The organism is Apilactobacillus bombintestini (assembly GCF_003627035.1).
GTDB lineage: Bacteria > Bacillota > Bacilli > Lactobacillales > Lactobacillaceae > Apilactobacillus > Apilactobacillus bombintestini.
Genome location: NZ_CP032626.1, coordinates 1,086,169 through 1,106,602 on the forward strand (window position 1 = coordinate 1,086,169; position 20,434 = coordinate 1,106,602).

Annotated in this window: 20 protein-coding genes; 3 read left to right on the top strand and 17 right to left on the bottom strand. The window is 35.0% G+C overall.

The genetic code is table 11. The features are described 5' to 3' along the window. Nucleotides 1–44: 44 nt before the first annotated feature. Both cshA and D7I45_RS05450 read right to left on the bottom strand, forming a co-directional pair. On the bottom strand, nucleotides 45–1,568 hold the full coding sequence (gene cshA, locus D7I45_RS05445; RefSeq protein ID WP_120784703.1) for a degradosome RNA helicase CshA: 1,524 nt from the start codon (nucleotides 1,566–1,568) through the stop codon (nucleotides 45–47). A gap of 169 nt (nucleotides 1,569–1,737) precedes the next feature. Next, nucleotides 1,738–3,108 (bottom strand): UDP-N-acetylmuramoyl-tripeptide--D-alanyl-D-alanine ligase, encoded by a 1,371-nt coding sequence (locus D7I45_RS05450; RefSeq protein ID WP_120784704.1) that lies wholly within the window; start codon nucleotides 3,106–3,108, stop codon nucleotides 1,738–1,740. Nucleotides 3,109–3,313: 205 nt separating this feature from the next. On the opposite strand from D7I45_RS05450, the gene D7I45_RS05455 reads away from it, so the two are divergent. Beyond that, nucleotides 3,314–3,784, top strand: coding sequence for a low molecular weight protein-tyrosine-phosphatase (locus tag D7I45_RS05455; RefSeq protein ID WP_277949249.1), 471 nt, complete (start codon nucleotides 3,314–3,316; stop codon nucleotides 3,782–3,784). A 69-nt stretch (nucleotides 3,785–3,853) separates the two neighbouring features. Here the strand turns inward: D7I45_RS05455 and D7I45_RS05460 are convergent, their stop codons facing one another. From D7I45_RS05460 to D7I45_RS05480, 5 genes are all read right to left on the bottom strand, one after another. Then, complete coding sequence (locus tag D7I45_RS05460) at nucleotides 3,854–4,099, bottom strand: type B 50S ribosomal protein L31 (RefSeq protein ID WP_120784706.1); 246 nt, start codon at nucleotides 4,097–4,099, stop codon at nucleotides 3,854–3,856. A 102-nt stretch (nucleotides 4,100–4,201) separates the two neighbouring features. Continuing rightward, on the bottom strand, nucleotides 4,202–5,476 hold the full coding sequence (locus tag D7I45_RS05465; RefSeq protein ID WP_120784707.1) for a UDP-N-acetylglucosamine 1-carboxyvinyltransferase: 1,275 nt from the start codon (nucleotides 5,474–5,476) through the stop codon (nucleotides 4,202–4,204). Nucleotides 5,477–5,635: 159 nt separating this feature from the next. After that, complete coding sequence (locus D7I45_RS05470; protein WP_120784708.1) at nucleotides 5,636–7,252, bottom strand: CTP synthase; 1,617 nt, start codon at nucleotides 7,250–7,252, stop codon at nucleotides 5,636–5,638. A 192-nt stretch (nucleotides 7,253–7,444) separates the two neighbouring features. Further along, nucleotides 7,445–7,975: a DNA-directed RNA polymerase subunit delta gene (gene rpoE / locus D7I45_RS05475; protein WP_422664732.1), complete on the bottom strand. Its 531-nt coding sequence runs from the start codon at nucleotides 7,973–7,975 to the stop codon at nucleotides 7,445–7,447. Between the two features lie 88 nt (nucleotides 7,976–8,063). After that, complete coding sequence (locus D7I45_RS05480; protein WP_120784710.1) at nucleotides 8,064–8,507, bottom strand: YwiB family protein; 444 nt, start codon at nucleotides 8,505–8,507, stop codon at nucleotides 8,064–8,066. A 158-nt stretch (nucleotides 8,508–8,665) separates the two neighbouring features. On the opposite strand from D7I45_RS05480, the gene D7I45_RS05485 reads away from it, so the two are divergent. Together D7I45_RS05485 and yidA are read left to right on the top strand one after the other, a co-directional pair. Further along, complete coding sequence (locus D7I45_RS05485; RefSeq protein WP_120784711.1) at nucleotides 8,666–9,976, top strand: HD domain-containing protein; 1,311 nt, start codon at nucleotides 8,666–8,668, stop codon at nucleotides 9,974–9,976. An 11-nt stretch (nucleotides 9,977–9,987) separates the two neighbouring features. Next, on the top strand, nucleotides 9,988–10,797 hold the full coding sequence (gene yidA / locus D7I45_RS05490; protein ID WP_120784712.1) for a sugar-phosphatase: 810 nt from the start codon (nucleotides 9,988–9,990) through the stop codon (nucleotides 10,795–10,797). Nucleotides 10,798–10,854: 57 nt separating this feature from the next. Here yidA and D7I45_RS05495 read toward each other — a convergent pair whose 3' ends face one another. From D7I45_RS05495 to metG, 10 genes are all read right to left on the bottom strand, one after another. Next, entirely contained in the window at nucleotides 10,855–11,208 is a 354-nt protein-coding gene (locus D7I45_RS05495; RefSeq protein ID WP_120784713.1) for a DUF3899 domain-containing protein, read from the bottom strand. Further along, nucleotides 11,208–12,188, bottom strand: a complete 981-nt coding sequence (locus D7I45_RS05500; protein WP_120784714.1) for a ribose-phosphate diphosphokinase — start codon at nucleotides 12,186–12,188, stop codon at nucleotides 11,208–11,210. The genes D7I45_RS05495 and D7I45_RS05500 overlap by 1 nt, the downstream gene beginning before the upstream one ends. Nucleotides 12,189–12,315: 127 nt before the next feature. Continuing rightward, a complete protein-coding gene (gene glmU / locus D7I45_RS05505; protein ID WP_120784715.1) occupies nucleotides 12,316–13,689 on the bottom strand; it encodes a bifunctional UDP-N-acetylglucosamine diphosphorylase/glucosamine-1-phosphate N-acetyltransferase GlmU in 1,374 nt (457 codons plus the stop codon). Beyond that, entirely contained in the window at nucleotides 13,689–14,534 is an 846-nt protein-coding gene (gene purR / locus D7I45_RS05510) for a pur operon repressor (protein WP_120784716.1), read from the bottom strand. Before purR ends, glmU begins: the two co-directional genes overlap by 1 nt. Nucleotides 14,535–14,655: 121 nt before the next feature. After that, complete coding sequence (ispE, locus tag D7I45_RS05515) at nucleotides 14,656–15,504, bottom strand: 4-(cytidine 5'-diphospho)-2-C-methyl-D-erythritol kinase (RefSeq protein ID WP_120784717.1); 849 nt, start codon at nucleotides 15,502–15,504, stop codon at nucleotides 14,656–14,658. Nucleotides 15,505–15,699: 195 nt separating this feature from the next. Then, nucleotides 15,700–15,951, bottom strand: coding sequence for a Veg family protein (locus D7I45_RS05520; protein WP_120784718.1), 252 nt, complete (start codon nucleotides 15,949–15,951; stop codon nucleotides 15,700–15,702). A gap of 90 nt (nucleotides 15,952–16,041) precedes the next feature. Then, nucleotides 16,042–16,929: a 16S rRNA (adenine(1518)-N(6)/adenine(1519)-N(6))-dimethyltransferase RsmA gene (gene rsmA, locus D7I45_RS06225; protein ID WP_205570326.1), complete on the bottom strand. Its 888-nt coding sequence runs from the start codon at nucleotides 16,927–16,929 to the stop codon at nucleotides 16,042–16,044. A gap of 3 nt (nucleotides 16,930–16,932) precedes the next feature. Beyond that, entirely contained in the window at nucleotides 16,933–17,484 is a 552-nt protein-coding gene (rnmV, locus tag D7I45_RS06230) for a ribonuclease M5 (RefSeq protein WP_205570327.1), read from the bottom strand. Beyond that, complete coding sequence (locus tag D7I45_RS05530; protein ID WP_120784719.1) at nucleotides 17,481–18,251, bottom strand: TatD family hydrolase; 771 nt, start codon at nucleotides 18,249–18,251, stop codon at nucleotides 17,481–17,483. The genes rnmV and D7I45_RS05530 overlap by 4 nt, the downstream gene beginning before the upstream one ends. Nucleotides 18,252–18,326: 75 nt before the next feature. Continuing rightward, nucleotides 18,327–20,366, bottom strand: coding sequence for a methionine--tRNA ligase (gene metG / locus D7I45_RS05535; protein WP_120784720.1), 2,040 nt, complete (start codon nucleotides 20,364–20,366; stop codon nucleotides 18,327–18,329). Nucleotides 20,367–20,434 lie beyond the last annotated feature (68 nt).

Sequence of the window (20,434 nt, forward strand, 5' to 3'; positions counted from 1 at the left end):
GCCATTGACTTTTCTCAAAATCAACGGCTTTTTTATTTATTCTATTAATCTTTGTTTTTAATAGTAAATGATTTCTTGCCATGGCCACCATGATTATTGGATGAACGATGGTCATTACGACGACCATTTCCATGACGATCATTATTAAAACGACGACGGCGATTGTTGCCACCGCGGTTATTTCTTCTGAATCCACCACGATGTCCACCACGTCCATGGCCGCCTCCACGACGGAATTTACCATGTTTGTGTTTGTTTGGTAATGGTTTTTCAGCAGAAATGTGTACTTTAACTTGGTTTCTAGTCATCTTACTTAATAATACAGAAACTAAATCTTTAGCATCGTATTTTTCAAGTAATTCATCAGCTGACTTAGCAAATGATTCCATATTAGTCTTTTGGATTAATGAACCAATTTGTTTAGTAGCTGCAGCTAATTGACCTTGTAAGGCTTCATCAGCTGAAGGTGGCTTTAGAGGTAACATTCTAACTTTAGTTAGTTTTTCAATATCTCTTAAGTAACTAGTTTCGTTAGGTTCAACGAAAGTCATAGAAACACCATGATGTCCGGCACGACCGGTACGTCCAATTCTGTGAACATAACTTTCTGAATCTTGAGGAATATCGTAGTTATAAACATGAGTAACTCCTGAAATATCAATTCCACGAGCAGCCACGTCAGTAGCTACTAAAACATCAATCTTGTCATGCTTAAAGTCACGCATAATTTGTGAACGACGACTTTGAGTTAAGTCCCCATGAATTCCAGCAGCACGGTATCCACGTAATAATAGTCCCTTAGATACTTCGTCTACACGACGTTTAGTACGACAGAACACGATAGTTACCTTAGGTGCTTGAATATCAAAGAAACGAGTCATGATATCAAATTTTTCGAATTGTTTTACTCTGATGTAGTATTGATCAACTAAATCAGTAGTTAATTCTTTAGCTTTAATAGTAACTTGTTGTGGGTCTTGCATAAAGTTAACCCCAACTCGTTTAATAGCAGCTGGCATAGTTGCTGAGAATAATAATGTTTGTCTTTCTTCAGGAACTTGTTTGATGATGTTTTCAATATCATCCAAGAATCCCATGTCTAGCATATCGTCAGCTTCATCTAGTACCAATGTCTTAACATGGCCTAGTTTTAATGTACGACGATTAATATGGTCTAATAAACGTCCTGGAGTACCAACCACGATTTGTGGGTGACGTTTTAAGTTGTTAATTTGTCTACGGATATCGGAACCACCGTAAACTGAAGTAACTTTAACTCCTTTTTCTTTTCCAAAACGACTAATTTCGCCTTGGGTTTGAATAGCTAATTCACGTGTAGGTGAAATTACTAATGCTTGAACATTAGGGTTATCTAGATCCACGTGTTCAATAATAGGTAGTGCAAATGCGGCTGTTTTACCAGTACCGGTTTGTGCTTGTCCTAAAACATCTTCGCCTTTCAAAATTAAAGGAATAGTTTCTGCTTGGATTGGAGTGGCTTCCTTAAAACCCTTTTCTTCAATCGCTTTTAATAGATCTTCTGACAGACCTAAGTCTCTAAACTTCAAATATGTTTCCTCCTAAACGAAACATTTTATATAATACCGCGACTAGCTGAGGAAGAGTCCGTTCCTGTGGGAGCGCTAATCACTTGATTATAAAAATTCCGCTATTCTAAAAAAATGTAACTAGGTAATAAATATAAACCTTTTAAACTAATTTAGCAAATGAATATATTTAATCTCTTAATTTAGCCAATAGATTTTCTAAATGAATTCCGTGACTAGCTTTTAGTAATACTTGGTCACCTTCATAAATTTCGGCATTTAATTCATCATATAAATCATCTAATTGATCAGCAGCAAAATAATGCAAATCTTGTGCATCATATTTGCTAGATAAACGTTCATATAAGTACTTCATTTCACTACCAATTAAGTAAACACTCTTAATTTCAGCAGGATCTAGTACTTCAGCTAAGGATTCATGCATAGCTTTAGATTTAGAACCTAATTCCAACATGTCCCCTAATACGACAATTCTTCTACCATCGATACTATCTTTGGTAAATGATTTAACTACTTCTTTTACCGCAGTTGGGTTGGAATTATAAACATCAGATAAAATCATTTCATGTTTACTGCCTTCAATCCATTCTGCACGGTTGTCAGTTAGTTCTACATTAGCTAAACCTTTTTGAATATTGTCTTCATGAATTCGATATAAATTACCAATAGTAATAGCAATTAAAGCGTTATTTACGTTGTATTCACCCAACATTGGAATATTAAATTCTACATCTGGGTACTTATTAACTTTAAATTTAGTATTAGTTTCAGAACCGGCAATATCAGTTGCATAAAAATCATTCTCTTGGCTTAAACCAAAGGAGTGTTTAAATGAAATATCTTCTGCTCGGCTTCTTAGTAATGGTTCATCACCGTTGTATACGAAGATTCCATCTTCTTTTAATCCATGAGTAATTTCCATCTTAGCATCAGCAATCTTATCACGAGTGCCAAAGAATTCGATGTGAGCTTCCCCAATCATTGTAATAGCAGCTATGTCTGGTTCTACTAAATGACTTAGAAAGTCTAATTGACCAGGGCGATCCATACCCATTTCAATTACTAAGATTTCTGTGTTAGGTTCCATATCCAAAATGGTCATAGGAACTCCAATTTCATTATTAAAGTTAGCATGGGTCTTAGTAACGTTAAATTGTGTAGATAAAACTGAAGCTACCATATCTTTAGTAGTAGTTTTACCGTTACTTCCGGTAATTGCTACTACCTTAGGATTAATCTTAGTCAAATAATATTGACTAAGTCTTTGTAATGCTTCTAACGTATTATCAACGACTATCACTGGAAAATCAGTGGGAACATTACCATGATCTTTTTGCCAAAATGCGGCAGCTGCCCCATTATCAATGGCGCTTTGGATATAATCATGTCCATCGTTTTGACTAATTAGCGGAACAAAAAGCGCTCCATCTTCTAGTTTACGACTATCAAATGCAACACTAGTAATATCGATATTTTCATATTCGCTAACATCGTTTTGTGCAGAAACTGCTCGGGCAATTTCAGCAAGTGACATTTTCATAATTTGTAATCTCCTATACGTTTTTTTCGAAAACTGTTACTTTCATTATAACATGAATTACACTTTTTATTTTTTACGTATACAAATCATTCGTAAAGTAACATTAAAATTTCCTTTTAAAAAATTTTCTAATGATTTTAATAAAAAATGATTAACTATTTATGCATTGACTGTTAATATATTTTATGAAGAATAATTTAAGGATGTGTATATTTTGAAAAAAGTTTTATTCGTTTGTCACGGAAATGTATGTAGATCGGCCATGGCAGAGGCAATTCTAAGAAAGTTAATTAAGGAAAAGCATTTAGAATCTACTGTAAGTGTAGATTCTGCAGCAACCAGTACTGAAGAACTGGGCAATCCACCACACCCCGCCGTACGTCGCATCCTAGACGACCATAATGTAGATTATTCTAATCAATATGCACGTCAAATTGAATATAACGACTTTAAAAAATACGATTTAATCATTGGTATGGATCATGAAAACATTCGTAACCTTATTCACTGGGCACCTAAAAATGATCTTCAAAAAATACATCTTTATTTAGATATTTTAGATGACTCAGATGGTGTTGAAATCTCCGATCCTTGGTACACTGGTGAATTTGATAAAACTTTCCGTCAAATTAATGAAGCTATGCCTAAATGGTTAGACTACATTTTAGCTATGTAATCATCTAGCAAGCATTTAAATAACAGTAAAAAAAAGACATATCCAAATCGGATATGTCTTTTTTTATCTTTACTTGAAACCGTATTTCTTGTTGAAACGATCCACGGCACCATCTGCTTGGGTGAACTTTTCACGACCAGTGTAGAATGGATGTGAATCTGAAGAAATTTCAAGACGTACTAGTGGGTATTCTTTACCATCGTCCATTTTGATGGTTTCGTCTGCGTTCATAGTTGAACCAGCCATGAATTTAAAACCAGTACTTGTATCTTGGAATACCACTTGGTGGTATTCTGGATGAATTCCTTTTTTCATTATATATCGCTCCTTTGCCCTGTATCATATTCTGACGCAGAGATTATCGATTAGTCGACTTAATTATAGTAACACTAAACAAATATTATTTCAACATAACATCTAATTTTCATCATTAACTAATTCCACTTCAGCATGTAAATTAGTTAATTTGTCAATGATATTATCGTAACCACGTAAAATATTGTCTGCATTATCAATTACAGTAGTACCTTCAGCCATTAATCCGGCAATCATTTCTGAGGCACCTGCTCTAATTTCTCCAGCAGTAATCTTAGCACCTACTAATTTGTCAGTATGACTAACGATGATAGTTCCACTTTCTTCATCATATCTGATTTTAGCGCCCATTTTACATAGTTCTTGAATATGCTTAGTACGTTTTGGATAAATAGTATCAATAATAGTACTGTCCCCATTAGCTCTTAGCAATAAAGGAGTAATAGGTTGTTGCAAATCAGTAGCAAAGCCAGGATATGGCATAGTTTTGACTTCAATATTTTTGAAGTCTACTGATTTAGGTACATAAATACTATCTTCATTAATTTCTAGTTTAATTCCCATTTCTTTTAACTTAGCAATGAATGATTCTAAGTGTTCTGGGATAACATTTTGAATTTTGACACCTTCCCCATAGGCAGCTGCCATAGATAGGTAGGTTCCGGCTTCGATACGATCAGGGATAATTATATGAGTATTAGTTGCTCGTAGACTTTCTACCCCTTCGATTCTAATTACGTCGGTACCTGCACCTCTAATTTTGGCACCCATGTTATTTAGGAAAGTTACTACATCAATGATTTCAGGTTCTTTAGCAGCATTTCTAATTACAGTATGACCTTTAGCCTTAACTGCAGCTAAAATAGCATTAATAGTAGCTCCCACAGAAACTACATCCAAGAAGATTTGTGCTCCTTGAAGTCCTTTTTCACCGGTAGTAATAACAATTTGGTCACCTTTATTAACCACTTTACATCCCATAGCTTCAAAAGCCTTAATATGTTGGTCAATAGGTCTAGGTCCAATATTGTCGCCACCTGGGAAACTAATTTCAGCGCGTCCGAAACGGCCTAATAATGCTCCCATAAAGTAATATGAAGCTCTTAAACTTTTAATTGCCTTACTTGGCAATGCACTTTCAATTATTTTAGTTGGGTCGATATTAAGTATTCCATCAGCAAAATCTGAACTAACATTCATAGATTCCAAAATTACCATTAAATTATGAACATCTAAAATGTTAGGCACCATATCGAATTGTACTGGTGTGTCAGCCAAAATAGCAGCTGGTATTAAAGCAACTGTACTATTTTTAGCACCACCTATGGTTACATTACCAGATAGTCGATGCCCACCCTTTATTATCATTTTATTCATTATCAAATTCCTCGCTTACAGTTTCACTACATATGAGTGAACAATAATAATAATAAATAAGAAATAAGAAAAATACAATACTTTGAGAGAAATTATCTATATAATTTGAAAAAAAGAGCCCCGGTACTAAGCATACTTAGGCTCTTTTTTACAATTTTGTTATTTTTGGTTTTCTTGATGTTCGTCATATGCAGCAGCAACAAATGCCTTGAATAATCCTTCAGGTCTAGTTGGACGAGATAGGAATTCAGGATGGTATTGAGCAGCAACGAAGAACTTGTTAGTAGGAATTTCAATAACTTCTACTAAGTGGTTGTCAGGAGAAGTACCTGAAATTACCAATCCATGGTCTTCCATTTCTTCTCTGTATTGGTTGTTGTATTCGTAACGGTGACGGTGACGTTCTGAAATTTCAGCCTTGTTACCGTAAGCTGCAGCAGCAACACTACCTGGTTTTAACTTACATGGGTAAGCACCTAATCTTTGAGTTCCACCCATACCATCGATATCAGCTTGGTCAGCCATTAAATCAATGATCTTGTGTGGAGTATCTGGATCAATTTCAGTAGTATTAGCATCTTTGTAACCTAATACGTCACGAGCAAATTCGATACTTGCAATTTGCATACCTAAACATACACCTAAGTAAGGAACATCGTTTTCTCTAGCGTATTTAACAGCAGTAATCATACCTTCAATACCACGATCACCAAATCCACCAGGAACAATAATACCATCAGCATCGCCAAGTAATTCTTTAACGTTGTCTTCAGTAACTAGTTCTGAGTTCAACATCTTCAAGTTAATCTTAGCATCAACTGGGTAACCAGCATGTTTAAGTGATTCAGTAATTGAAATGTAAGCATCCTTTAGTTTTACGTATTTACCAACTAAAGTAATGTTAACAACATTGTGTAGGTTTTGAACTTTTTGTTCCAACTTCTTCCATTCAGTCATATCAGCCTTTGGAGTCTTTAGACCAAAGTGATCAATAACTTGTTGGTCCATACCTTGAGCTTGTAGCATCAATGGAACAGTGTATAGAGTTGGAGCATCTTTAGATTCAACAACAGCTTCTGGTTTAACATCACAGAATAGAGCAATCTTTCTTCTCATTGCTTCAGTAATGTCTTTTTCAGTTCTAACAACTAATAGGTTTGGTTGAATACCTAAACCACGTAGTTCCTTAACACTGTGTTGAGTTGGCTTAGTCTTCATTTCGGCAGCAGCTCTTAAGTAAGGAATCAAAGTAGTGTGAATGTAAAATACATTTTCGTCCCCTACTTCAGCTTTCATTTGACGAATAGCTTCTAAGAATGGTAGTGATTCAATATCACCAACAGTACCACCAATTTCAGTAATAACAACTTCGGCGTTAGTTACCTTAGCAGCACGCATAATTTTTTCTTTAATCATTCCTGTGATATGAGGGATAACTTGCACAGTGGCACCTAGATAATCACCATGACGTTCTTTTCTAAGAACTTCTGAATAAATTTTACCAGTAGTAACGTTTGAATATTTATTCAAATCATTATCGATAAAACGTTCGTAGTGACCTAAATCAAGGTCAGTTTCTGTACCATCATTGGTAACAAAAACTTCACCGTGTTGGTATGGACTCATAGTACCTGGGTCAACGTTAATGTATGGATCAAACTTTTGAATAGTGATGTTTAATCCACGGTTTTTTAATAAGCGACCTAGTGATGCAGAAACAATTCCTTTTCCAAGTGAAGAAACAACCCCACCGGTAACAAAAACATATTTAGTCATGTGCTAAAACTCCTCATATAATCTATTAGGGTAAAAAAGTAAAAACTCCCTATTCATAGAGAATAGGGAGTCATTGATTACTATAATCGATCAATTGTCTTCACATACTCTTATGTGAAGAGCCCAAAGATAATAATACCCTGTTGCTTAAATATAGTCAAGAAAATAACTGATTTTTTTATTACTTAATTCCTATTTGTTGGAATCATCATCGTCATCATCAGTATCTAGTTCTGATAATTCGCCTTCGATTCCATCAGGAATATCTTCGTCATCGACATCATTTTCTTCGTCGATGTCATCAATATCTTTACTGTATTTATCAGTTTCATCGGCGCCTTCATCAGCGTCTTCAAATTCATCGTCTTGATCTTCTGGATCGTCGTCATCGTAATCGATAACATCGTCATCATCAGAAGCATCAGCAAGAAATGCGTTAACTTTACGACGTTTCTTAGTTCTAGGACGATCGATATCTTCGTCTTCAGGATGAACCGTAGCTTCATCGATTGAATCATATGGATACCAAGTTCTTAGTCCCCAAAGATTATCACCTAATGAAATAAAGCTACCATCAACGTTCATATCTGTGTAGAACTGTACCAAACGTTCACGAATTTCTTCGTCAGAATCGCCCAAATACTTTTGGATTTCGTTTGCGATATCAGCAAACGCCATAACATCCCCATGTTCTGAGAGAATAGCATGAGCAACTTCTACCATTGATAATTCTTTTTTGTCTTTACCTTCTAAGGCTTTTAATTTCAAATCGGTGCACGTCCTTTCAAAATACTATTAATATCATACCTTTTTACGCGGAAAAATGCAACGTAATATTATATTCTCCTACCATCATATCTCCAGAATACAAATCATAATCGATATTCAAATCACCATTTTGTGAAGATTCTTGGTATCCAAAGCTTAATTGCTTGGTTCGAACTTCAATTTTTAATGGACCATATGGTGTTTGATATACCGTTTCATGATCTTTGTTTTTCTCAAATACTAAACGAGAATGATGTCCTACGTTATCTTGTCTAGTTAGTTGCACGTGTTCATCAGTTATTTTAAGAGTAACTGCGGCAACTTCTTTTCCATTTTGATGTTCTTTAAAGCGGAGATATAAATTATCGCCCACTTTAACTAAATTACCGGATTCATGGAATGTAAAATCTTGTCTATCGTCATCTTGTAATATAGATGTTTTAATATCTACAGCTACTGCTTTTGCATTAGACTTGTTGTCATCCATTATGATTTAACACCCTTCTTTTAACATATTCACAACCTAATATTATAACCGCTGTAGGCCAGAAATGCATTAAATAATGATTGTAAATTAATTATTTAGTTTAATTTTTTGTTATAATAACCCTAAGTATATTATACAGACAGTAAGGAGGGTATGATTTGAAATATCCAGAAAAATTATTACCTCGAGAAAAAGTTTTTCGAGACCCTGTTCATAATTACATCTATGTTCAACATCAAGTTATTTTAGATTTAATTAACACTAAGGAATTTCAAAGATTAAGAAGAGTTAAGCAATTAGGACCTGCATCCTATACTTTCCACGGAGCTGAACACTCCCGTTTCACTCACAGTTTAGGTGTATACGAAATTACTCGTCGCATTTGTGATAGTTTTGTTCGTAACTACCCTAGCAAAGAACCTGGTGACGGATTGTGGGACGATTCCGAACGACTAGTAGCACTTTGTGCGGCATTATTGCACGATATTGGTCATGGAGCTTATTCACATACCTTTGAACATATTTTCCATACTAATCACGAAGAAATTACTCAAGAAATTATTACTTCTCCTAAAACTGAAGTTAATCAAGTTTTGAGAAAAATTGGCAAAGATTTTCCAAAAGATGTAGCTAGTGTTATTAACCACACCTATAAGAATCCTCAAGTGGTCCAAATGATTTCTAGTCAATGTGACGCTGATCGTATGGATTATCTATTACGTGATTCTTATAACACTGGTGCCAACTATGGTAATTTTGATTTAACTCGTATTTTAAGAGTTATGCGTCCATATCAAGGCGGCATTTGTTTTGATATTTCCGGTATGCACGCTGTAGAAGATTACATTATCAGTCGTCTACAAATGTATATGCAAGTTTACTTTCATCCCGTTTCTCGTTCCATCGAAGTAATTTTAAGTAAACTACTATACCGTGCTAAATTCTTATCCGAAAAATTAGGTAACAATAACATTTTACGTCCACATTTATTAATGCCATTTTTCGATAATGATTTTGATATCGATGATTATCTAAAATTAGATGACGGTGTTTTAAATACCTACTTCATTAATTGGTTAGATTCCGATGATGAAATTTTAGCTGATTTAGCTGACCGTTTCATTAATCGTAAACCATTTAAATCAGTAGCTTACACCGAAGAAACCAAGTATCTTATTCCAGAATTACAAAAATTAATTCGTGATGCTGGTTACGATACTGATTACTACACTGATACTAATAACAGTTTTGACCTACCTTATGATGCATACGATCCTAATAAGAAACGTCATGCTACTCAAATTGAGTTACGTAGAAAAGATGGTTCCATGGTTGAACTATCCAAAGTTTCTCAATTGGTCAATGCCGTTACTGGTAAACATTTAGGTGATGAAAGATTTTTCTTCCCTAAAGAAATGCTATCTAACAAAGAATTTAGCAAACACATTAATAATGATGAACTAAGATAAGGAGCCTGTTCATGAGTAAGATTAAACTAATTGCCATCGATATTGATGGTACCCTATTAAACGAAGAAAACCTTTTAGCACAAGAAACTATCGACGCCGTTAAAGAAGCTCGCCAACAAGGTATTAAAGTAGTACTTTGTTCCGGCCGTCCTTTAACTGGTGTTAAACCATACCTTAAGAAATTAGGAATTAGCGGAGAAAACGAATACGCTATTACTTTCAACGGTGCCCAAGCTCAAGATGCTGATGGTCGTATTATTGAAAAATTCTCTCTAGACTACGATGACTACTTAGCTCTAGAAAAATTAAGTCATGAATTAAACACTAATTTCCAAGTAGAAACTAAGGATTACATTTATGCTACTAACCGTGACTTAAGTCCCTACACTGTAGCAGAAAGTTACTTAGTAAACATGCCTATTCGTGTTAGAGAACCACAAGAAGTTACTAAGGATGTAGAAATTGTTAAAGCTATGTTAATCGCTGATCCTGACATCATTGATAACGCTATTAAGAACATCCCCGATTCACTATTAGATCACCTATCCATGGTACGTAGTGAACCTGTCTTCATTGAATTAATGAATCAAAAAGCTTCTAAGGGCCAAGCATTAAGTAAGTTAGCAAGTAACTTAAACTTAACTGCTGAAAACGTTATGGCTATTGGAGATCAAGGTAACGATTTAACTATGGTATCTTACGCCGGCACTGGTGTTGCTATGGGTAACGGTGTTGATGAACTTAAAGCCGTTGCTAACAAAATTACTAAGACTAATAAAGAAAATGGTGTTGCATACGCCATCCGTAATTTTGCTCTTTAATATTTACTATAAAGCAAATAAAAAGAACTCATTTCAAAATTGAAATGAGTTCTTTTTTTATATCGTAATTATTATTGCAAAGACTACCCAAATTACTCCGATTAGTAAAGTAACTCTAGCAGGTAGGTTTACTACAATTTTCGAATTTTTAATGTGGCCTATTTCTTTAGCCGGGATTTTTTCATTTTCAAATCGTTCATTATCACCTTTACGATGAAAAATACGCCATCCAGTAAATAAGTGTCCCTTAGCTACTAAACATATGCAGCCTACTAAGATACACAATAATCCTAGAATGAAGAATACATTGCTTATCTTCACAGCACTGACATGTAGCAATAATGCTAGAACACCTAATAATACTCCTAGCAAAGCGATTAGAAATGAATAACTAGTCGCCGATTTTTTCATTATTTGTCGTCGCTTCTAAAACGATTGTTGAATAATGGACTAACCGCACGATCTTCGTTAATACGTTTGATTGCGTCACCAATTAGTGGAGCAACTGAAATTTGTTCAATCTTATCAATTTGTTTTTCTTTTGGTAAGCGAATAGTATCAGTAACTACTAACTTCTTGATTGGTGATTTTTGAATTCTTTCGATAGCTGGACCTGATAATACAGGGTGTGTACAACATGCGTATACTTCTTTAGCACCAGCATCCATTAATGCTTGAGCTCCTAATGTAATAGTACCAGCAGTATCAATCATGTCATCGACCATCAAGCATGACTTACCTTTAACATCACCAATGATGTTCATAATCTTAGCCACGTTAGCTTTAGGACGACGCTTGTCAATAATAGCGATAGGTGCCTTTAGGAATTCAGCTAAAGCACGTGCACGAACTACCCCACCGTGGTCAGGTGAAACTACGACTGCGTTTGAGTCCCAACCATGGTTAATGAAATGATCAGCTAATAATGGAGCACCCATCATGTGATCAACAGGTACATCGAAGAATCCTTGAATTTGAGCAGCATGTAAATCTAATGCTACTACACGGTCAATACCTGCAGTTTCTAACATGTTAGCTACTAACTTAGCGGTAATTGGTTCTCTAGAACGAGCTTTACGATCTTGTCTAGCGTAACCGTAGTAAGGAATTACCACGTTAATAGTTTTAGCACTTGCACGTCTTAGTGCATCAATCATAATCATTAGTTCCATTAAATTATCATTAACGGGAGCTGATGTTGATTGAATAATGTAACAGTTATCCCCACGGATACTTTCTTCAATGTTAATTCTAATTTCGCCATCACTAAATCTATCTACAGATGTTTTACCTAAATCCACACCTACTCTATCAGCAATTTTTTCAGCCAATGGAATATTTGAATTCAAAGCAAAAATCTTTAATTTAGGATCAGAATATCTTTCAGCCATAAGTCCTCCACCTAACAATAAATTATTCGTATCATATTTATTAATTCAATTTCAATTTTACACTATAATCCAATTTTTTTCATGCAAAAATTATAGGAATAATAAATAAAACGTTTATTTTCTTATTTTATTTGTAATAAGGTAATTTCTTAAAATACCCAGGTTTGTTGGTTTGACGTTGTCTAGCAATCGCCATATCGTATTGTTTTACATCATCAGTAATTGTAGAACCAGCAGCTACAAATGTGTGATCATCCAAGTTTACTGGAGCAATTAAGTTAGCATTGCTTCCGATAAAGGAATCAGAACCTACGTTAGTGTTGTGCTTGTTCTTACCATCGTAGTTAGCAAAGATAACTCCACAACCTACGTTAATGTTCTTACCTAAGTGAGCATTTCCTACGTAAGTTAGATGACCTACCTTAGTTCCTTCATCGATTTGTGCCTTCTTAACTTCCACAAAGTTACCTAAGTGAACGTTCTTACCGATTACTGCGTTTGGTCTCAAATGACTGTAAGGTCCAATGTCAGAACCAGGCATCATTTCGGATTCTTCTAGTAATGAAGAAGTAACGGTAACATTATCATGAACAATAGAATCTCTAATTTCGGAATTAGCACCAATCTTGCAATCACTACCAATTTTACTGTTTCCAGTAATGTGTACACCGGGTTCAATTAAAGTATCTTGACCGATTTCTACACCGAAATCAATGTAAGTATTATCAGGGTTAATCATGCTTACACCGTTTCTCATATGAGCTTCATTGATACGACGTTGCATAACTTGGTTAGCCTTGGATAATGCTACACGATCATTAACACCCATTGATTCATTGAAATCAGACATTTCATATGCACCAATCTTTTTACCTTGTTGTTTGAAAATACCAATTACGTCAGGTAAGTAGTATTCTCCTTGGGCATTATCGTTTTTAACTAGCTTTAATGCATCAAATAATTCTTGGTTGTTAAATACATAAACACCAGTATTGATTTCATCAATCTTTTGTTCTTCTTCGCTAGCATCTTTTTGTTCCACGATTTTTTCTACATTGCCATCGTTTCCACGAACGATACGTCCATAACCAAATGGATCAGGTGCTTTAGAAGTTAATACAGTAGCTACCGCACCACTTTTTTCATGTTCTTCAAATAAATGTTGGAAAGTGTCAGCAGTAAATAATGGAGTGTCACCACTAACTACCATAGTAGAGCCATCTGCATCACCTAGGATATCAGCAGTTTGTTTAACTGCATCCCCAGTACCTAATTGTTTTTCTTGTAATGCGTATTGGCAACGATCACCTAGTTGTTTTTCAACATCTTCAGCACCGTATCCTACTACAGTAACTACGTGATCCATCTTAATTTTTTCTACTTGTGTTAAAACACAATCCACCATCGTACGTCCACAAACCTTATGCAAAACCTTGTATAGTTTGGACTTCATACGAGTTCCTTTTCCAGCGGCTAATATAATTGTATTTCTAGTAGCCATTATTTTTCCCCCTCGGTAAAGTCATAAAACTTTTTGAAATTAAAATTACCTAATTCAACTTTAATACCTTTGTCGTTAGTATCAACTTTAAATAAGGATGTATATTCATCTTTGTTAATCTTCTTTGGCCCGTTGTAAACTCGTTCAGCCACGAAAGCAATTCCTGCTACTTCGCAGTCAAATTCTTTAATTAGACTACGTAATCCAGCAGCGGAACCACCACCGCGTAGAAAATCATCCACAATTAATACATTTGAATTGGCGGGAAGACTACGTTTTGACAGAACCATTTTTTCAATTCTTTTTTGAGAACCTGAAATATAGTTAACGCTAATGGTAGATCCATCAGTAATTCTAGAATCATGTCTAGCAATTACAAACGGCACGTTTAATAATGTGGCAACACTTTGTGCTACGGGAATTCCCTTAGTAGCAACTGTTAGTACCGCATCAATTTTTTTATCGCGATATAATGTCGCAATAATTCTACCAATTTGTCTTAGAATAGATGGACGGTTTAATAAATCGTTCATATAAACATATCCACCAGGAAGCACTCGACTATTATCCTCTAGTGAAGATCGCATTTCATCAATAAATTGACGAGCTTCGTTCTTTTCGATTCCTGGAATAAACATACTGCCACCAGCGGCACCAGGAATAGTTTCTAATAACCCAGCACCAGTGTACATGAATGTTTTTCTTAAAATAGTTAAGTCTTCACTAATAGATGACTTTGCAGAATCATAACGATTTGCAAAAAAAGTTAACGGTACGACCTTGTTCGGGTTTCCCATTAAGTAACGTGTCATATCTACTAGACGTGCACTACGTTTTGCTTTCATTTTTTCACCTCATTAAGTAAAAACTACAATTAAATTTTATCATAATGTTCGGATTTAAGGCAATTTTTTGATGATTTAATAAAAAAATATCCGTTAAAGTCATTATGACTTAACGAATATTTTAAAGTGCTCTAACTATATATACTTCGGAACAGAAGCCTCGCATACTGTTAAAGACGCGTTTAGCTTGATTTTCGGTTTTGCAAACTCCAAATACAGTAGGACCCGTCCCACTCATTTGCGCAATGTCTGCACCGTATTTTTTGAATTTATTTTTAATTCGTTTTATTTCCGCATGTTTACTAGAAGACAACGGTTCTAATACATTTCCCATATGTTCAATGATATTATCATAATCTTGTGTTCGGACCGCCTTTACCAAAGCGTTCATATCCACATGTGTTAATGCATCATAATCAATTTTATTTAAAATTTCCGGAGTAGATACACTCACACTAGGTTTCACAATTACGAAAAACATTTTGGGTAACTTAGGCATCAAATCAATTTGATTACCCTTACCAGTTACCATTGCGGTTTTACTATATACACAGTAAGGAACATCTGAATCTAATTGCAAGCCAAAGGTGGCCATTTCTTGTTCAGTCATATGTAACTTCCATAAGCGATTTAATCCCCTAATTACAGCAGCCGCATCTGACGAACCACCACCCATACCAGCCGCCACTGGTATGCTCTTTCTTATAACTATGTTAACTTGCTGATGCATTTTATACTTCTCTTTAAGTAGAAGTGCAGCTTGATATGCTAAATTACGCTGATCTAGTGGCAAAAAGACGCGATTACAGTTAACTGATATGCCCTCGCCTTCTTGTGTCTCGATTTCTACATAATCGCCTAAATCTATTGAAGTCATTAGCATATTCCATTCAATCTTTCCGTCCCCGTGACGAAATGGAGTATCCAAGCCTAGGTTAAGTTTGGCTCGTGCCTTCTCCACAGTTCTCACATACTACACCTCCCGTTGTCATATTTTATTTAATAATATTATACTAAAAGTAAATTAAAAAGTCAGGGAAACTAAAATATTTTATAATAACCAATAAAAAAATAAGCAATTAGCTAACTAATTAATTAGTAAGTTAATTGCTTATTTATATTATCGAAAACTGTACCAAAATACAGTTCTTAATCTTTAATTTTATTATGCTTCTTTATCTTCGTCTGCATTAAATTCGATTTCGATATTCTTGGTTAAAATGTCTGTATAACTGTAAGAAACACGCTTTAAGTTTTCATCTTTTTCTAATTCAATAACGAAAACTGCTGGAAAAGTTTCAGATAACTTTCCATGACGTACTAAAGTTTTGTTTCTTCCCACTTGAACAGTCACCACGACGCTTTCGCCTAGGCGAGCATCCAATTGACTCTTAATAGCAGTCAAACTGGTTGGCATAATAGTTCACCTCTCTATTAGTTCCATTATACCGCAAAAAAACCAAAAGTCAAAAATTATAGCATACGTCACGACTAATATCAACAGTTATTAGAGCATTTTAATGGAATGAAATTCATTAGTTAAATCTACGTATTGATCTACTGATAATTTTTCAGGACGAGTACTAGATTTAATATCTAATTTATCCAATACTTGTTGCATCTTGTCTTTAGTTTCAGGATTTTTATCGAATACACCTTGTAAGTTGTTCCATAAAGTCTTACGACGATGTGCAAAGCATCCCCTTACAAAGCCCGCAAAAATCTTCTTATCAAATACTGGATGTTCAATTTTTTCACGTTTTTCTAAAGTAACGATAGCTGAATCCACCTTAGGAGCTGGAATAAATGATTTTTTAGATACTTCAAAAGCAATATCTACTTCATTTAAGTATTGAATGATAATGGATAATGATCCATATTCACGATTACCTGGTTTTCCAGCTAAACGTTCGGCTACTTCTTTTTGCATCATTACTGTAATATTATCGAATTCTACTTCACCCTTTAATAAATCCAAAATAATGGGGGTGGTGATGTAGTAAGGTAAGTTAGCTACCACTTTAATGGGACGTTCGTTATTTAGCTTCTCATCGATAATTTTAGGCAAATTAGCCTCTAAAATATCTTGGTTAATAACTTCTACGTTGTCATATGGACTTAAAGTTTCATCTAGCACAGGAAGTAAATTTTGATCAATTTCGAAAGCTAGTACTTTCTTAGAACTTCTAGCTAAGTATTCAGTTAATCCCCCAATACCAGGACCAATTTCAATTACATTGTCATCCTTGGTTAAATGGGCAGCTTCCACAATGTTACTTAATACATTTAAATCCGTTAAAAAGTTTTGTCCCAAACTTTTCTTAGCAGATAAGTGGAAACGATTTAAAATTGCCTGAGTTCTAGCAGGACTTGCAATATCTGGATTATTTGCCATTTTCTACTCCTTAATATCTTTTACTGCTTGATTGAATTGTTCTTTAGAAATACCGAACATATTCAATCTTTTTATTAATTGTTTTCCATTTACATAACCAATTTGTAAGTTATTACAAAAAGCAGTTCGTCTAATCTTTGCATCTGCATCATTGATTAAACGTGCTTGGCGTAAATCTTGTAAACTAATTTCGTGGTGTTCTGAGGTGGTAGTAGTATATACATTTTTTAGGGCCTCACGAATAGTTTCCACGCTTGCGTGTTCCACACCTAATGAGCCATCACTTTTAGTAGGAACCGACTTTTTGCGGTCTACAAAGGCATGTTTAGCATCAGGTACTTCACGAGTAATAATTTTTCTAATACGTTCACCAGAAAAGTCTGGATCAGTAAATACAATTACCCCACGCTTTTTATCTAATTTCTTAATTAAATTAATGGTTTCTTCATCAATAGCAGATCCACGAGTTTCAATCGTATCACAGTCTACAGCTTGCTTAATACGTTTAGTATCATCGCGACCTTCCACTACGATAACTTCTTTTATCTTTTTCATTTATCTTCCAATCCAAAAACTCTTAATGCATTTTGATAAGTCATTTCCGCAATCTTATCTGGGGTAGTATCTCTAAAACGAGCAATTGCTTCTACCGTGTATAAAGTATATCCCGGTTCGTTTTGATGACCACGTAATGGTTCTGGTGCTAAATATGGTGCATCAGTTTCTACTAGCATACGGTCTTTAGGAGTTTGTGCCGCTGCTTCATGGACTTCCTTAGTCTTCTTAAAGGTAGATACACCAGAATAAGATACGTACATACCTAAATCCATAAATTTATTTAACCAGTCGACATCCCCATTGAAACTATGAATAATTCCATTATTCACGTGGCATTCTTTTAAGATAGCGTAAGTGTCTTCAAAAGCATCCCTATTATGCACTGAAATAGGCATGTTCATTTCTTGAGCAATTTTAATTTGTCTCTTGAACACATTAAATTGTGCCTTCTTAGTAGATGTGCTTTGGAAATAATCTAAACCGATTTCTCCTAATGCCACTACCTTGTCGTCTTTTAGTTGTTCTTTTAGTAATGCTTCTTCTTCGTCATTGTAGTTTAATGCATCTTCTGGATGCCAACCTACAATTGCGTATAAATTATCGTATTTATGAGCTAATTCAATAGCTTCTTTGTTCATTTCATGATTAGAACCTACAATCGCCATTTTAGTAACGCCTAAACGCGCTGCATGTGCAATATAATCTTCTACGTTATCGCGAAAAGCATCATCATTTAAATGGGTATGTGAATCAAAAATTCTCATATAATCGTCTCCCCGCATAAAAATAGCCATTAATTCCAAAGAATCAATGGCTATTTTTGTTTTATCTTTTAACCATTATTCTAATGTAGAACCATTTTCAAATTGGTCGCCAACTGTGACTAATTCAACGTTGCCATCATCATGTTCTACGGATAATAGCATACCTTGACTTAGTTGACCACGCATCTTTCTAGGTTTCAAGTTAGAAACAATGATTACCTTTTTACCAACTAATTTTTCGTAATCTGGATACCATTTAGCAATACCGGAAAGAATTTGAGTAGTTTCTGGTTTACCGGCATCTAAAGTAAATTTCAATAGCTTGTCTGCATTTTCTACAGGTTCTACAGCCTTAACTTGTGCTATCTTTAATTCTACTTTTTCAAAAGCATCGAAACGAATTTGTTTTTTATCAGCAGCAGATTCTGCTTCATCAGCAATCTTTTCTTGTGCCTTCTTCTTAGCAGCTTCTTTAACCGCACGACCCTTTTGTTTGTCAGATTTAGTCATTTGATTCTTAATGAATTTAACTTCTTCATCTTTATCCAAACGAGGGAAAATAGGAGTTCCTTTAGCCACAACTTTACCACCAGTTGGTAAGTCACTCATATTTAGGTTAGTTAGATCAATATTGATGTCACCTAAACCTAATTGACTGAAGATTTCTTTAGGTGCATTAGTCATAATTGGACTAATCAATAGACCAATGACACGAAGACTTGCTGCTAAGTGTGACATTACATCAGCAAGCTTTTCTTCATCCCCATCATTTTGCTTTTTAGCAAGAACCCATGGAGTAGTTTGATCAATGTATTTATTAGTTTGAGAAACTAGTTTCCAAATAGCGGATAATGCATCAGCAAAGTGAGTCTTTTCCATTTGTGACTTAAATTCAGCAATAGCTTCATCGCTAATAATTTCTAGTTCCTTATCAGCATCTAAGAAGCCTGGTTTGAATTCAGGAATTACGCCGCCTTCGTACTTGTTAATCATAGAAACAGTACGGTTTAACAAGTTACCTAAATCGTTAGCTAAATCATAGTTAATACGGTCTACGAAGTCTTCGGGTGTAAATACCCCATCGTTACCAAATGGAACTGCCTTTAGTAAGTAGTATCTTACAGCATCTAAGCCGTAACGATCTGCTAGTACTTCTGGGTAAATTACGTTTCCTTTAGATTTAGACATCTTACCATCACGCATAGTTAACCAACCATGACCGATGATGTGTTTAGGCATTGGTAAGCCTAAAGCATGTAAGATAATTGGCCAGTAAATGGTGTGGAAACGTACAATTTCTTTTCCTACCATTTGGATATCAGCAGGCCAGAATTTCTTGAATAATGAATCATCATCACTACCGTAACCTAAAGCACTGATATAGTTGGATAATGCATCAATCCATACGTAAACCACGTGTTTAGGATCAGATTTAACAGGAACTCCCCAGTTAAATGAAGTTCTAGATACCGCTAAATCTTCCAAACCTGGTTTGATGAAGTTGTTAATCATTTCGTTCATTCTAGATTCAGGTTGAATAAAGTCGGGATGTTCTTTGTAGTATTGTAATAGCCAATCAGCATACTTGCTCATCTTAAAGAAGTATGATTGTTCGTTAACTAATTGAACTTCGTGACCTGAAGGTGCTTTACCACCGATAACGTTACCTTCGTCGTCACGGTAAACTTCGGCTAATTGTGATTCTGTGAAGTATTCTTCATCAGATACTGAATACCAACCTGTGTATTCGCCTAAGTAAATGTCTCCTTGATCTAACAATCTTTGGAAAATCTTTTGTACAGTTTGGCGATGTTGTTCATCGGTAGTACGAATAAACTTATCGTTAGAAATGTCTAAAGTCTTCCATAATTGTTTAATTTGGGCAGCCATGCCGTCCACGTAATCTTTAGGAGTTTTACCTAATTTTTCTGCTTTTTGTTCAATTTTTAAACCGTGTTCATCGGTTCCAGTTAAGAAGAACACGTCATATCCCTCAGCACGTTTGTAACGAGCTAACGCATCACATGCGATAGTGGTATATGAGTTACCAATATGCAAACGTCCAGATGGGTAGTAAATAGGCGTTGTAACATAAAATGTTTTGTTATCAGCCATCTAAATCATCCTTTCAACCTGTAAATCTTAATATTAACTAATAGTATATCATAATTAATTTAACAAGA

Bases quoted from the DNA above. Each gene is read 5' to 3' on its own strand.
- rnmV (WP_205570327.1), bottom strand. From the start codon at position 17,484: ATGAAAAAGATAAAAGAAGTTATCGTAGTGGAAGGTCGCGATGATACT.
- D7I45_RS05520 (WP_120784718.1), bottom strand. From the start codon at position 15,951: ATGCCAACCAGTTTGACTGCTATTAAGAGTCAATTGGATGCTCGCCTA.
- D7I45_RS05530 (WP_120784719.1), bottom strand. From the start codon at position 18,251: ATGAGAATTTTTGATTCACATACCCATTTAAATGATGATGCTTTTCGC.
- rsmA (WP_205570326.1), bottom strand. From the start codon at position 16,929: ATGGCAAATAATCCAGATATTGCAAGTCCTGCTAGAACTCAGGCAATT.
- D7I45_RS05465 (WP_120784707.1), bottom strand. From the start codon at position 5,476: ATGAATAAAATGATAATAAAGGGTGGGCATCGACTATCTGGTAATGTA.
- D7I45_RS05470 (WP_120784708.1), bottom strand. From the start codon at position 7,252: ATGACTAAATATGTTTTTGTTACCGGTGGGGTTGTTTCTTCACTTGGA.
- D7I45_RS05480 (WP_120784710.1), bottom strand. From the start codon at position 8,507: ATGGATGACAACAAGTCTAATGCAAAAGCAGTAGCTGTAGATATTAAA.
- rpoE (WP_422664732.1), bottom strand. From the start codon at position 7,975: ATGGTAGAAGTTGCTCATGCTATTCTCTCAGAACATGGGGATGTTATG.
- D7I45_RS05460 (WP_120784706.1), bottom strand. From the start codon at position 4,099: ATGAAAAAAGGAATTCATCCAGAATACCACCAAGTGGTATTCCAAGAT.
- metG (WP_120784720.1), bottom strand. From the start codon at position 20,366: ATGGCTGATAACAAAACATTTTATGTTACAACGCCTATTTACTACCCA.
- D7I45_RS05450 (WP_120784704.1), bottom strand. From the start codon at position 3,108: ATGAAAATGTCACTTGCTGAAATTGCCCGAGCAGTTTCTGCACAAAAC.
- yidA (WP_120784712.1), top strand. From the start codon at position 9,988: ATGAGTAAGATTAAACTAATTGCCATCGATATTGATGGTACCCTATTA.
- D7I45_RS05500 (WP_120784714.1), bottom strand. From the start codon at position 12,188: ATGGCTGAAAGATATTCTGATCCTAAATTAAAGATTTTTGCTTTGAAT.
- purR (WP_120784716.1), bottom strand. From the start codon at position 14,534: ATGAAAGCAAAACGTAGTGCACGTCTAGTAGATATGACACGTTACTTA.
- D7I45_RS05495 (WP_120784713.1), bottom strand. From the start codon at position 11,208: ATGAAAAAATCGGCGACTAGTTATTCATTTCTAATCGCTTTGCTAGGA.
- glmU (WP_120784715.1), bottom strand. From the start codon at position 13,689: ATGGCTACTAGAAATACAATTATATTAGCCGCTGGAAAAGGAACTCGT.